The sequence below is a fragment of the Clostridium sp. UBA2485 genome (assembly GCF_002341865.1).
Taxonomy (GTDB): domain Bacteria; phylum Bacillota; class Clostridia; order Clostridiales; family Clostridiaceae; genus Clostridium_J.
Window position 1 is genome coordinate 41,188 of the sequence record NZ_DDOV01000038.1, and the last position, 15,103, is coordinate 56,290.

Sequence of the window (15,103 nt, forward strand, 5' to 3'; positions counted from 1 at the left end):
AAAATTTATATGATTTTAATAATCTAAATACATTATCTCTATTATATTATAATTTTAGCACATTCTAAATAATATAAATAATTAAACACTAGTGAAATTTATTATATAAATAATTCTATAAAAACCTAATAAATTTCTAAAAAATACTTTTATCAATTAAATATTCAAATAAAAAAGCAGTAAATAATATAAATTTTACTATTTTTATCTCTAGATTTCCTATATAAAATAATATTCCTATGAAAAAAGCATATACTTAATTTCTATACTTTTCTCATAGGAAGTATTTTAGTTATATTCTTAAAATAAGTGTTTTAGGCGAATCAGGCCATTATTGAGATGCCTTTTTACCTTTTGAAATAACTACGTTTCTAGTTTTACTTATTTTCTCATAAAATAATATATCTCTTCTTATCATTTGAAGAATTAGATGTATTCCAAATACAGGTAAAGCTAGTATTAATAATATTACAAATCCTGCTTGTATATATGGGTTTGTATTTATTAAATAAGATTGTGTAGCAAAATTCATATAGCCAAAGACGCCATAATATAGGATTGAATATCTTATTAAAACTTCTTTAAATTTTAGTTTTTCCTCTGTACCTTTTATTCTTATCCTAACTAAAGTTTTTCCTAGTGTTTTACCGTTAGTTGCATAAGGTAGCACTATAAAATATAGGAACACCACTATTCCATTAGCAAGTATATTTTGTTTATCTCCAAAATAATGCAATACTATATCAAGTATAAACCAATCTACACTAAAAGCTAATGCTCTTCTTATATATCCTACCCTTATAATATCTTCATTTATTTCCTTATCTAAAAGTTTTTGTCTTGGCATTAAATATGAAAATACAGGTGTTATTAAATATCCTAAATATCCACCTAAAGTATTTAACATTAAGTCATCAACATCAAATAGTCTATATGGGCAATTATATATTCCATATATTCCTGTTAATTGTGTTACTTCAAAAAATAAAGATATTAAAAAGCATATAACTACTGTTTGTTTTAAATTTCTTTTAAAGTAATATCTTAAGTATATTCCCATTGGTAATAGTAATATAGCATTAAAAAATGCTTGTAAAAACGCAGGTTCTTTAAGAATTCTTAAGTACGTTGCAGGATTTGATAATACTACTGATGTTTCTTTTATAATATCTTTTATAAAATTAAAAGGTACTAATTGATAAAACTGCCTACCAGCTGGTATCCAACTACAAGTATCACGAGTAGGTGGCAATGGTAAAATTATTAGATAAAATGCCACTAAACAATAATATAAAAAAGAATATAATATTAATGCTCTAAATTTATTTATATAATTATATTTTCTATATTGATAAATAAGAAAAGGAACAGTCAGTGCAAAAGCAAGTACTAAAAATGTTGCAAATGCTGTAAAAATAGATTGAAAATATACACTCATTTAAATCATCTCCTTTTCATCTTAAGTTATTAAAAATATCTAATATAAGCTTTAGTGTAACTCTATTTATTATGAAATATTTATACCAATAATTATCACTAACTGTAATTCTCATCTGAATATATTTTAATATATATTTACTGTAATAGTAAGTTACATTAATGTCACATAGAAAAATCCTGATAACTAATCAGGATTGAATTATATGGAATAGTTCATATAATAAATTAAAAGCGTGGAATTTTATCCACGCTTTTAATCTATTTCTTTTTAATTACAGGTATTTGAATTTCTGTCATATAATCATCTTCATTATTAGAATTGCCCATTCCTACAAGATATACCTCTCTTATATTATCTGCTATTTCATAATCATTAGCTTCAATCCACTTTAATGCGAATTCATAAGATTTGCCAATCATTTTAAAAGAACCTTTATGAATACAACAAACCATGTTTTCTACAGGTTCGAAATATTTTACTTTAACTTTGTCACTTTCAGGTATATCAAATTCTATAGGCTCTACCACTTCCGTATCCACATTCTTTTCTTTATATCCGTATTCATGATATATGCTAAAGCATGGCCCGCTTACCTTACCTTTATTAGCAAATACATGTTGATTAAGTTCACTCCACAATTTACTCTGTTCTCCATAGCTTTCTACTACATCTCTAACAGAAGCTGCCTTAAATCCTTCTACTTTTTTAATAACTATATCATAATTATCCATCATACACTCCTCCTTATTTAAGTATTCAACTAGAAAATTTATTTCTTTTAATGTATCATTAGACTTTGAAATTTCTTCTTTTATCTCTTTTTCTTTTTCTTTTAATTCTTTGATTAGTTCTTCATTAGTTAAATTTTCATTAAAAAGCTTTTTAATATCCTTTAAAGAAAATCCTGAACTTTTTAACAGTAGTATTTTATTTAAAGTTGATAGCTGCTCCACATCATAGTATCTATATGACGTAAAATCATCTATCTTTACAGGCTTTAAAAGTCCCATATCATCATAATGTCTTAAAGTTTTAACAGAGACTCTTCCTATTTTGGAGAATTCTCCTATTTTAATCATATATTTACCTCCTTGTGCACATTGAGGATGAGAGAAAAATTATAACTTAAACTATGATTTTTCTAAATATAAAGTTTTTATTGTACGTTGTACATCTAGATATATTTCCTAGTAAATTCAACTTTATAATTAATTAAAAATTCTCTTAGTTATTTATAATTTCCCTCTAAATAAATAATAAACCCTCCTATTATAGGAGGGTCAATAGAGTTTTTAATTTTTTATTCTACTAATTTAAATTTATTTAATTCCAAAGAAATTGTCTCTTTTTCTCTAACTATAGTTTTAGGTTTAACTAATTTTTCATTTATTAAAATGAATCCTTTTTTAATCCCTTCTTCTATCTTAGAACGACTTAAATCTAAAATTTGATTTGATACCAATTTATCCAATCTTATTTTTTCATCAATAACATCAATAGTTATTTCAACATAATTAAACCCTTTAGCAATTAAGTCTTCTATAAATATCATATCTATTTTAGATTCTCTTTTATAAACTTCACCATCTAAATTATTTAATCCTGAAATTGCCTTAAAAGTATTTAGCATTTTATTCCATGTATGATTATTAGGACATTTGTATATGGCATAATGAAATATATTTTTTCCATTTGCATTTTGTCTTCTTTTTAATGAATCTATAAATATAACTTTTTTTCCACAGTTATGACAATATCTTTCTTCACTATCTAAACTATTATTATAAATTTCCCAATTTAAATATAATACTTTCTCCATATTCCTCTCTCCTTAAAACTTCAAGAGGAATATTTATTTTAAGGGACGGTTCATTAAAGTTTGTAACAATAATAAACTCTATCCTAGCTAGTAATGCATTAATCATAAACTTTATACTCCTCTTGTTTATTGATTTGAATACACTACTTTGTAATAAGGAGTCATACGATTTCACCTACTTTCATAAGGCATATGAAAGAAAATAAGAAGTTAAAGATGTTAGTATACTTTGTATCAGACAAGGCGTCAGGTTCCGCCCATAGTTGTCTCTATGTGCGGGCTCTGACAACACAGTATGATACAAAATAGGCTAACATACTAGCTTATTATTTTTTTGAATATGCCTAAAAAGGCTATAAGAAGATAATTCCTCTTATAGCCTAAATTTTTTAAATTCTTAATTTCAAATTAAGTAAAGCAAAGCTAACCCATAAATTATGGGCAAAAAATTAAGATTAATCCAGCTCTATAAGTTTTCTACCTTCTAATTGCTAATTTTTAAGAAGCATAGCAAATAAACCTAATTACTTAGGTGTTTTAAAACTTCTTTATTAATTAAATAAAAATTTAATTAGCAATTAGCTGGTTTCATAACTATAAGCCCTCCAAAATTTAATCTTTATAGTTCATAATATATGATAAAATTAATAAATTGTCAATAAAATCAGAAAATTATTGTATATTCCACTAAGGTGTTTAATATCTATAAATTTTAAATAGAACCTTTAATAATTTAAAGATACACTACTATAATTTTTTTGAAGTAAAATTTAAACCCTACCATTATTGGTAGGGTTTATTTTATGTAGTATTTTTAAAATTGATTATAAATGTATGATGCTTCTGGAGAATTTTTAAAAACTAATATTAAAAATAGTCCTATTAATATAGTAGAATATAAAGCTATTTGTGCAATTTCACTTTTTCTATATTTTTGTAAAATATTCTTTAATATCATTATTTATTTTTAACCATCCTCTCCAGCCTAAATGCATTCCATCACTCATAAAATATTTTTCATATTCCTTATTTGAATAATTTAATGCCTTAAAGCCGTAATCATTAGCCATTTTTTCAATTCTATTGTAAAACTTATGTCTTTCTACTTTATCTAATTTCATATGGTCATACCAATACCCGTTAACGGGCATTATAACTATTAATGGCTCTGCTTTTAGCTCTTTGCAACTTTTTAGGAATAGCTCATAATCTTTATATTCCGTTGATACATCAAGCTTACTATTTTTATAATGTCCATCTAACTTTTTTAAGTTATCTTTTAGATAAGTATTAAAATACTTATCCTCAATATAAAAATTGTTTTTAGTAATTGCTTTTTTTCCTTGTTTCTCTGCTTTTTCATATTCATTTTGCCAATTAATCTCTTTAACAGCTATTGCTTTACTTGGTGTCTCTTTAAGCAACTTATATGAATTAATCTTATCTTTAATACCTAATATATACTGTCTTCCAGAATAGTATGGCTTTAATAATGCAGATTTTATATTACTTAATAAATCATCATTAGTATATAGTTTTGCATATAAATTAGCATATTTATTTTCTTTTGATTCCTTAGTTAACTCATAAACTCTATTAGCTATTTGCTTTTTATTTTCCTTACTTATAGCTTTATTTCTCATATAGTTATAAAATTGCACTTCAGAAAATAAGGCATTAAATTTATCACTTTCAATACCTGCTTTATTTTGAAACCATTGCAATGATACTACATATACAATTTTTTTCTTATCTAGCTTCTGATTTATTCCTCCTAGATTTATAGTATGTTCAAGATTTTGAACATTACCTTTTCCTATTATATTAGGTATGTAGTTAAATTCACTAATTGGAAAAAATTCCCTAGGATTTTGCTTCAGCTCAACACCTAACTCCGATGACCCGTATAGCATAAGGTTATTTTTTTCATAGGCCTCCTCTTGTAAAAACAACCCTTTATCTTTAACTGGATTTCCATATAGTGATGCCACTGAATTATTGTAAGCACTCTCAAGCTTTCTTGATATTATAAAGTCAAAAGTAAATACAAACATTATTAAAATGCAAATGGAAATAATAATGGGTCTAAGCCTTTTCATTTTCTAAAACCCTTTCTTTTTAAGAAAAGCAATTAGATTATTTGGTGTTTCGATATCACTTCTCTCAAGCTCTGTTGGTTGAAGTTTTATACCTAATCTTTCTTCTAATTCTAATAATATTTCTATACTACCAAGTGAATCTAATAAACCTGCATCAAATAGATTTATATCTAAATCCTCTTTAAACTCATCTGTTCCACATATATCTTCTAAAATTTCTAATACTGTATTTTCCATAATAACACCTCTAATTTTTTACTTATTATATAAATATCCTGAGAATAATAACAGTCCAAAGCAAGCTATATTAAATGTGATAAATATAGATATGCCTTGATACCATTTTTTATTTTTATTAGCCTTGTGAAATTTAGATTTTCTCTGATATATATCTGTACCTATTAACACAAAAGCTTGATATAATCCATAAATTAAATAAAAAAACTTTGTCCCGTGCCAAACTCCCATTATAGTCATAGTTATAACCTGTGCTACATGAGATGCTGTCAACCTATTTTTAAAATATTTTTTTCTTCTAGCTTGAAGCACAAATCTTGAATATATATAATCTCTAAACCAAAAAGAAAGAGACATATGCCATCTACTCCAAAATTCCTTCATATCTTTACTTATAAATGGTTTATTAAAGTTTATAGGGGTTTTCACGCCTAAAAAATAGCTTGTCCCAACTGCAAACAAACTATATCCTGCAAAATCAAAGAATAGATATAAGCTATAAGCATACATATAATTTAATGAATTCACAAATGTTATATCCGCTGGTATTTTTGATAACCAATATGTATAAATAATTTCCCCTATTATAAACTTATATCCTAAACCAAGAACTATCTTTTTTATCCCTGGAATAAAATAATCATCAAGATATTCATTTCTTGATATTTTTGCACTTAAATCTTCATTAAATCTTCTTAGCCTATCTATTGGACCAGAGCTAAATGCCGGAAAAAATATAATAAAATAAGTTAAATCAACGAATTTTATTTCCTTGATTATTCCGTCATAAACTTCTATGATAATTTGTAAAACTTTAAAAGTTACATAAGATAGTCCTATAAATCCTAAAGTTCCTAAAGATAGCCTATGAGATATTTTACTTAATATAAGTGGCGCTAAAGATAGCAATATAGTTATGTGAAACAATATCCTACTTTCTGTATTCTTCCTAATATACAAGTAAAGGTAAATAAGTATTACTTCACTTAAATAAAAGACTATAAAGCTAATACTTTGCTTTTTATCTCCACCTAACATTACAAAAATCATAAATACAGAAACTATCATCCCATAGTATTTAATTCTTTTTTCACAATATCCTAATATAAAAGCTGGAACTAATGCTATTAAAAGAATATAAAAATAAAAAATATCTCCATATTGTGTCAAATTCATTATAGTTCCTCCATCAATACTTTTCTGTCAATTTTTCCATTTGTATTCATAAAAAAACTTTCTTTAAATTTTATTTGACGTGGTACCATATATGATGGAACTAGTTCCTTAAGCTCATTTTTTATAAGAATTCCATTCTTTAGATTTGATAATTCATTCTTTTCTTTTAAGACTACAAAAGCTGTTAAATGAGATATCTTTTCTCCATTATATACTGGAAGTACTACTGCATTTTGTACATTAGATACCTTTTTAATATTATTTTCAACATCTTCAATCTCTATCCTATACCCATTTAACTTTATTTGAAAATCTTTTCTTCCACAGTAATATATAAGATTGTCTTTTTCATACACTAAGTCCCCAGTTTTATATCCACAAACTGAATTCTCTTTAATAAAGTTTTTTCTAGTCATCTCTTCATTGTTTAAATAACCTATGCTTACATTATCTCCAAGTATAACTAGTTCACCTTTATCTCCTTTGGGAACTTCTTTCATATCTTCATCTAATATCTTCACTTCAGATGAAGGTATTTTATATCCGATTGGTATTGAAAGATCACTGTGTAACATGTCATCAGTAACCTCAACTGCAGTTATTAAAACTGTAGCCTCAGTAGGTCCATAACCGTTGATAATTTCCACGTCTTGAAATCTTTCTTTAAGTGTAGTTACTAAGTTTTTAGTAAGTACTTCTCCTGCAAAAATCATCTTTTCAAGGCTTGGCATAAGCTTCTTATTAAAACTATCATCAGTTATACAAATTTCAGCAAAAGATGGAGTAGATATCCAAAGTGCTATATTAGACTCATTTAAACTTTTATACAATGCTTTAAAGTTACTTATAGTATCCTTATCTATTACATATAATGTTTTTCCTGATGAAAGCCCTATGTATACAGACATTACAGAAACATCAAAGGAATAGGATACTTGATTCATAATAAAAGCATTTTCATTCTGAACATTACAGTATTCTCCAAACCAGTTAGTAAAAGCTTCAATGTTTTTTCTATTTATTTGAACACCTTTAGGCTTACCTGTACTTCCAGATGTAAATAATATGTAGCAATTTTCTTCTGGTTTTACCCAATTTTCTTCTGAAATAATACTATTTTTAAAATCTTCAAAAACTAATTCTATATCATATTTTTTTAAAACTGTGAGCTCTTTTGTACTCTCAATTGGTAACTCTCTAAAAGTAATTAAGAGCTGTGAATTACTTTCTTCAATAATTTGATTAACTCTTTCTAATGGAAATGTAATATCAATTGGTATATATGCATGCCCCGTTTTTAAACAAGCAACCATTGCAATTAACATTTCATTTTCCTTATGTCCATAAAGAACTATTGGTCTTTTCTCATGGTTATCTTGATATTTCTCAATAAAATAACATGCTAAAGCATCAGATTTAGAATCTAGTTCACTATAAGTTAACATTTCTTCATTATAAATCTGAGCTATTTTATTCGTTAAAGCATACTGTTTTAATCTTCGCAAAAACTCCATTTTTCCCTCCAGCATTACTTGTTTTTGAATATTTCTAGTGATATTATACTCTTTATAAGAAACACAGTCAATTTGCGACAAATTATGACAATATTAAAAATTATCGTAATATTAATTAAAATAAAAAACATTGTTAACATTTTATGAATGTAATCCTCCTTGCTCAGTATAATGAGGAAATACAATAGAATGTTAACAATGTAGTAAATAAATTATATTAGAAATTTAATTTTTTGTATTCTATATAGAATTAATGATATTTTAAGATTTTTATCTACAATATACTATAAATATTAAAATAAAAAGTTAAGGATATAAGAGCTAAACAGCTACTATCTTTTTACTAGTGGAAAAGCAATAACATCTTTTATAGAATTTGCTCCTGTTAAGAACATTATCATTCTATCAATTCCTATTCCGAGTCCTCCTGCTGGTGGCATACCTACATCTATTGCCACAGCAAACTCTTCATCCATAGGACTTGCTGTTTCAAGACCTGCTCTTAATTTATCCGCTTGGTCATGAAGCAGTACTCTCTGTCTTAATGCATCATTAAGCTCCGAATAAGCATTTCCAAGCTCTACTCCGTAAGCATAAGGTTCAAATCTTTCTATTAACTCAGAATTTTTTCTATGAACTTTACAAAGTGGTGAAGTTTCTACAGGAAAATCTATTACAAAAGTAGGATTTACTAGTTTTGAAGCTGAATACTCATCAAAAATAGTCATTATTAAATCACCTTTCGTCATATCTTTAATATCTAGTCCTTCTAAAGCTTCCTCACTTAACAATTCTCTTTCTTCTACTATTTTTATAATTTCTTCTCTTGATAAAAACTCTACATCAATTCCTGTATCTTCTTTTACCAAATCACACATTCTAGCTCTTCTCCATGGTGCTTTAAAGTCTATTTCTACACCATCATAGACACTCTTTGTTGTTCCATTTACTTTAGTAAATACATATTCATATAAATTTTCCATAAGCCTCATCATATCTGTATAATCTGCATATGCCATATAACATTCAAAAAGAGTAAATTCAGGGTAATGGGTTCTGTCAATTCCTTCATTTCTAAAGGATCTTCCTATAGTGTAAACTCTATCTACACCACCTACCATAAGCCTTTTCAAATAAAGCTCAGGAGATACATTCATATAAACATCAGAGCTTAATGCATTTACATAGGTGGTAAAAGGCTTTGCTTCCCCTCCACCATATTTAGTGTCAAGAATAGGAGTTTCCATTTCAAAGAATCCTATGCTATTCATAAACTCTCTTATATAGCTTAAAGCTCTTGAACGTTTTATAAATCTTTCCTTAACCTCTGAATTCATAATCATATCTAATGAACGATGTCTTTGTCTTAAATCCATATCTTGAATTCCATGGTATTTTTCAGGTAATGGTCTTATAGATTTAGAAAGCATAGTGAACCCACTCGCTTTAATTGTTATTTCCCCTGTTTTAGTCTTAAATACTGTACCTTCTACACCAATAATATCTCCTGTATCTATAAGTTTTAATAAATTATAGGTTTCACTACCTAATGCATTTTTATTTAGATATACCTGTATATCTCCTTCTTGGTCTCTCAAATTCAAAAATGTGACATTTCCCATTCTTCTAAGAAGCATTATTCTTCCTGATAGCGTAAAAACTTCTTCCTCTTTTATATCATAAAAATTGTCTATTATATAATTTGAATAAACACATTCCTTAAAACTATATGGATATGGATTTATCCCTCTTTCTATTAACTCATTTAATTTTTTAACTCTTTCCACCACAAATTCATTTGCGTCATTCATTATTTCTCTTAATTCTTCAATATTTTCATATTCTCTAAACATTAATGATACCACCTTTCATTTTTAAAAGTTAGACATCTTCTCAAAGTCACTAGTCAGTATGCTAGCATACTTTAGATGCCTTATTAAAATTAAAAAAAGTCAAAAATAAAACTCTCACCTCCAAGACAATAGTCTTGGGGACGAGAGTAATTAACTTCGCGGTACCACCCCAGTTTGTCAATATGTCGCCATATTAACCTCTTCAAGTACGTCACAATTTCTGTGATTATACCCTAGCTCTATAACAGGAGCTCCTGTCAAAGTATACTTTTAACTAACAAGTTAAAATCCACTTGAAACTCAGAGTCTTTTTTCGATAAATAATTTATTCACTCCCTCTCACCTACTGGAGCTCTCTGTACAACAATTAATTTATCTACTCTTCTCTTCATAGTCTTTATATTTTAAATATTATTTTAATTCGAATAATTGCAAAAGTCAATAAGAAAATTAACTTTTTTATAAAATCTCCTAAATTATATAGTTTTTCTTCTAAGCTTTGTTTCTATCAATTTTAAACAAATCTATAATTATGAATATTTTGCATAATTATACAAATTTTATTTCTATACTTATATTTTTATTTATATTAATCTAAAATTAATTACAAATAAGGGTTGGCGAATTAAAAATAATGTATTATTATAAATATTGTTTGTATAATTATTAACTTTATAAGAAAGGAAATTTATTAATGGAAAATTTAAATCAAAGAAAATATTCCTCAGCTGATTTATTACGTTTTATTGTTCCATCATTAATAGGGGTATTATTCTTTATGACACCTATTTTATACAATGGAGATATTACTATACCTGTAGCTGTATTATCTAAATTTGTACTTAATTATTTTGTAGAAATACTACCAATTACTATGACTGTCATCATATGTTTAACTGTAACAGGAACTATTTTAACTAAGATATTTAAACCTAAATTTATCTTAAAAAATAGTTTTTTAAATACATTATTTAATATATCACCTATTTGGTTAATTGCAAGAATTGCTGCTATGATCTTTGCAGTTTGTACTGCATTTAAAATAGGACCCGAAATGATTTGGTCAGAAAATACTGGAGGATTGCTTTTATATAGCTTATTACCTATCCTATTTTCTGTGTTCTTATTTGCAGGTATGTTCTTACCATTGCTTTTAAACTTTGGACTACTAGAATTTTTTGGTACGTTGTTAACTAAGGTAATGCGTCCTATTTTTAAACTGCCTGGACGTTCCTCAATAGATTGTATTGCTTCATGGCTTGGAGATGGTACCATTGGAGTACTTTTAACTAGCAAACAGTATGAAGATGGATTTTATACCACTCGTGAAGCAGCAGTAATAGGTACAACTTTCTCTGCTGTATCTATCACTTTTAGTCTTGTTGTAATTTCTCAAGTAAATCTTGGTCATCTATTTGTACCATTTTACTTAACAGTTACCTTTGCAGGAATTGTGGCAGCAATCATAACACCACGTATTCCACCATTATCTAGAAAACCAGATACCTATTATGGAGATAATAAGCAAAATATCAAAGAAGAAATTCCTGAAGGCTTTACTCCTTTTCAATGAGGATTAAAACAAGCTGTTGAAAAAGCTAGAAAAAATAGTGGTGTAACAGGAGTCTTAGCAGAAGGTATTACAAATGTTTTAGATATGTGGATGGGTGTTATACCTATAGTTATGGCAATAGGTACTTTAGCATTAATAATTGCAGAATATACTCCTATATTTAAATTTTTAGGAATGCCTTTTATTCCTTTACTTGAATTATTAAGAGTACCTGAAGCGAAAGAGGCTTCTCAAACTTTAATTGTAGGATTTGCAGATATGTTTCTACCTACTGTTATAGGAAGTACTATTAAAAGTGATTTGACTCGTTTTGTTATAGCTTGTACTTCAGTAACACAACTTATATACATGTCTGAAGTAGGTGGATTACTAATAGGCTCTAAAATTCCTGTTTCCATAAAAGATTTAATAATAATCTTTATTGAAAGAACTATAGTAACTCTACCAATTATAGTACTGATTGCACATATATTGTTTTAAATATAATATATTTAAATAAATCCTAGGAAGCTTTTTTCCTAGGATTTTATTATTTAAAGATATCTTATTCTTCATCATAAAAATCTAAATAAGAATGTTTTTCTCCATCTTTTTGCCATCCTAAAATAGCATCCATATTCACATTTTGTGCTGATCTAAATATGGATTTATCTACGTCATTAAAGTTTTTCTTTAATTCTGCAATTAGATCCTTAATTTCAAAACGTTTATTTCCAATTTTCTTAGCTGCAACCATACATGCGCAGTTTAATGGCCATATACCACTACTTTGAGTAAACTTTTGAATATAACATTCCTCTACATAATAAAGAGGACGAATTAACTCTAATCCTTCAAAATTTGCAGCTTTTAACTTAGGAAGCATAGTTTTATAGTTTCCTGCATAAAGGACATTTAATAGTGTAGTCTCTATAACATCATTAAAGTGATGTCCTAATGCAAGCTTATTACAACCTAACTCTTGTGCTTTTGAATATAATGCTCCACGACGCATTCTTGCACACATGTAACAAGGATAATCCTTAGCAATATCATCTACAATTTTAAAAATACCAGATTCAAAAATATGAACTGGAATATTTAAATAGTTACAATTATCAATTAGTAACTCTTTAATATTTTTATGATAACCAGGGTCCATAGCAATAAACTCTAGCTCAAAATTCATCTGTCCATGACGTTTAAGCTCTTGAAATAACTTAGCCATAACTAAGCTATCTTTACCACCAGATATAGCTACGGCGATTTTATCCCCTTCTTCAACTAAATTATAATCTTTTATTGCTTTAATAAATTTAGACCATATGCTTTTTCTATATTTTTTAATAAGACTACGCTCAATTTCTTCAAGTGGCTTTCTTTCATTAAAAGGAATTAAAACCTCGCAACCACTTCCTGCAATCTCGCTCATGCTATCACCTCTCTTTTCACGAAAATATTATATCATCAATAATGGTTTTTGTCTTTGGAAAGTAATAACTAAATAGAATATATAAATGGACACATAAATATTAATCCCAAAAATTACCGTGGATAATCCTTATGTTGTTTTCTGAAGCTATATTAGTTTCTACATCACCTTTTGCTTTCTTTCCAACAATTCTAATTAAATATCTACCTGATTCTTTTATTTCAATTTCTTTACTTCCCTTTTTATTCTCTTGAAGCATATCTATAATTTTATAATTATTATCTAAAAGTGCAATATTAAATTTACCTTGAACTATTTTGGAATTATAGTCTAAGGTTATTTTACTACCTTTACTTGCATTAATTTCTATTATTGTTCTAACTCCAGTAAATTTATTAAAGCTAATACTTTCTTCTGTTTCCTTATCCTTTGAATTATAAAATAATGTACTATATCTATCATGTTTACTCATAACATTGGATTTACTTGGATAGTTTAGGATGTTAAAAATTATAGTGCAAGCTAATATGAATGCTCCTATTGCTAAAATAACAAAGGTTTCTTTTTTAAGCCTTCTATTCATAATCTCCTCCTATTAACCATAAATATTATATAGCCAATACCCATTATTTCCAATACCTTGCAATAAATAAACAGCCATCTATGNNCATAGATGGCTGTTTATTTATTCAGATAAATTCTTTATAGATGGATCTTCAAAAAAAGTATTTGCATTATAAAGTATTAACATATCATTTATTTGATTTTCTTGTATTAATGTATTTAGACCATCATTATAATATCTAAGGTCTACCATATAAATCTCACTAAAATGGGATGTTAAAAAAGGGATAAAGCTGTTTGCATAAGAATCTTTAACCACTAATAGCTTTCTTCCTTCCCCCTTATTAGTTGTTATTTTAATTAATGGATGGTTTCCATTGAAAAATACTGTATATTTGTCTTTTTTATTGATATTATTCATATCGTAAAGAGATTCATAGCTTTTATCTTCACCTAAATACTCTACTTTATATTTTTCATCATCCTTTGGTAAATATAATTCAATACTGTCAGGGTTTAAATGTCTAAAACCACCCTTTGAATACAATGATCCATAAAATTCATCTGTAACTTTTTGTATATTAAAGTATTCTTCTCCCTTTGGAGTAATCCCCATCTTCTTACTTAGTTCACCATATGCATAATATGCACCTTTTGTTGTCCAATGGTGATCTGTTTTATAAAATATGTACTCATCTTTTTTCGAACTTAAAGTATCATATAAATCAACAAAATTTATATCATTATTTATAGATTTTTTAATTTTATCAATATATGTAAGCTCATTACTATCTGAGACATAGTTAGGAAGCTTATCTTCTAATATCTCAACAGCAGTAGGTACTAGCATAAAATATTTATTAATGTTAGGTGTTAAGTTGTCAAAAGAATTTATTGTTTCTACTTTATCCTTTAAATCCTTATCTTCTGGTTTATTAAATTTTTGAATCAAAAAACCATCTTTACCTAAGTAAACATCATTATTTTCCTTTTTTCCTATAGCTCTATCCGTATCAGATTTAACTCCTATCCAAAAATCTCTTAAAGCAAATTGATCAGAAATATATTTTTCATAACTTGAGGTAAACTTTCCACCCATAAGATTTTTAAATGAAAGCTTTGGTAGTTGCTCTAAGTTTCTATTTTCCGAATCGGAAAATTTCTTATTAGGAGCTAATATGTTTAAAGTCACCATAAGACCTATAAATAATAAAAGCAATATTGCCATAATATATTTATATATTTTGTCATATCTATTCAAGAAAAACACCTCTTTCAAAGTGAACATATATATAAACTATCTTAAGAATTAATATATAGCCTAATATAGCTACATCATTAAATATTCTAATTCATAACTTTAATCAATGGAGAATTGAAAATGGACAATTGATAATTATTGTTGAAATTAGTTTT

The 15,103-nt window shown here is 26.9% G+C and carries 12 protein-coding genes, 1 pseudogene and 1 other annotated feature; of the genes and pseudogenes, 1 reads left to right on the forward strand and 12 read right to left on the reverse strand.

The genetic code is table 11. The annotated features are described in order from the left end of the window. Positions 1-331: 331 nt before the first annotated feature. From B3603_RS06850 to lysS, 9 genes are all read right to left on the reverse strand, one after another. Complete coding sequence (locus B3603_RS06850) at positions 332-1,438, reverse strand: VanZ family protein (RefSeq protein WP_291562383.1); 1,107 nt, start codon at positions 1,436-1,438, stop codon at positions 332-334. Positions 1,439-1,698: 260 nt separating this feature from the next. Further along, on the reverse strand, positions 1,699-2,520 hold the full coding sequence (locus B3603_RS06855) for a MerR family transcriptional regulator (protein ID WP_291562385.1): 822 nt from the start codon (positions 2,518-2,520) through the stop codon (positions 1,699-1,701). Between the two features lie 221 nt (positions 2,521-2,741). After that, positions 2,742-3,260: a S4 domain-containing protein gene (locus B3603_RS06860; protein ID WP_291562387.1), complete on the reverse strand. Its 519-nt coding sequence runs from the start codon at positions 3,258-3,260 to the stop codon at positions 2,742-2,744. Further along, entirely contained in the window at positions 3,223-3,366 is a 144-nt protein-coding gene (locus B3603_RS06865; protein ID WP_291562388.1) for a hypothetical protein, read from the reverse strand. The genes B3603_RS06860 and B3603_RS06865 overlap by 38 nt, the downstream gene beginning before the upstream one ends. Positions 3,367-4,186: 820 nt before the next feature. Then, a complete protein-coding gene (dltD, locus tag B3603_RS06870; protein WP_291562392.1) occupies positions 4,187-5,359 on the reverse strand; it encodes a D-alanyl-lipoteichoic acid biosynthesis protein DltD in 1,173 nt (390 codons plus the stop codon). 3 nt (positions 5,360-5,362) lie between these two features. Next, positions 5,363-5,596 (reverse strand): D-alanine--poly(phosphoribitol) ligase subunit DltC, encoded by a 234-nt coding sequence (dltC, locus tag B3603_RS06875; RefSeq protein WP_039634785.1) that lies wholly within the window; start codon positions 5,594-5,596, stop codon positions 5,363-5,365. An 18-nt stretch (positions 5,597-5,614) separates the two neighbouring features. Continuing rightward, positions 5,615-6,772, reverse strand: coding sequence for a D-alanyl-lipoteichoic acid biosynthesis protein DltB (dltB, locus tag B3603_RS06880; RefSeq protein ID WP_291562395.1), 1,158 nt, complete (start codon positions 6,770-6,772; stop codon positions 5,615-5,617). Beyond that, positions 6,772-8,286 carry a D-alanine--poly(phosphoribitol) ligase subunit DltA gene (dltA, locus tag B3603_RS06885; RefSeq protein ID WP_291562398.1) on the reverse strand — a complete coding sequence of 505 codons (1,515 nt, stop codon included), beginning with the start codon at positions 8,284-8,286 and terminating at the stop codon, positions 6,772-6,774. The genes dltB and dltA overlap by 1 nt, the downstream gene beginning before the upstream one ends. Positions 8,287-8,618: 332 nt before the next feature. Then, on the reverse strand, positions 8,619-10,139 hold the full coding sequence (lysS, locus tag B3603_RS06890; RefSeq protein WP_291562401.1) for a lysine--tRNA ligase: 1,521 nt from the start codon (positions 10,137-10,139) through the stop codon (positions 8,619-8,621). Between the two features lie 133 nt (positions 10,140-10,272). Continuing rightward, positions 10,273-10,540 (reverse strand) — a binding site (T-box leader). Positions 10,541-10,833: 293 nt separating this feature from the next. Between lysS and B3603_RS06895 the strand changes: the two are divergent. Further along, positions 10,834-12,192, forward strand: a pseudogene (locus B3603_RS06895) (YjiH family protein). Between the two features lie 64 nt (positions 12,193-12,256). Here B3603_RS06895 and B3603_RS06900 read toward each other — a convergent pair. The 3 genes from B3603_RS06900 to B3603_RS06910 all read right to left on the reverse strand — a co-directional run bounded on the left by B3603_RS06900 (position 12,257) and on the right by B3603_RS06910 (position 14,948). Next, on the reverse strand, positions 12,257-13,123 hold the full coding sequence (locus tag B3603_RS06900) for a tRNA 2-thiocytidine biosynthesis TtcA family protein (protein WP_291562404.1): 867 nt from the start codon (positions 13,121-13,123) through the stop codon (positions 12,257-12,259). A 100-nt stretch (positions 13,124-13,223) separates the two neighbouring features. Then, positions 13,224-13,706 carry a hypothetical protein gene (locus tag B3603_RS06905; protein WP_291562408.1) on the reverse strand — a complete coding sequence of 161 codons (483 nt, stop codon included), beginning with the start codon at positions 13,704-13,706 and terminating at the stop codon, positions 13,224-13,226. 102 nt (positions 13,707-13,808) lie between these two features. Next, positions 13,809-14,948, reverse strand: coding sequence for a DHHW family protein (locus B3603_RS06910; protein WP_291562411.1), 1,140 nt, complete (start codon positions 14,946-14,948; stop codon positions 13,809-13,811). Positions 14,949-15,103: the final 155 nt, after the last annotated feature.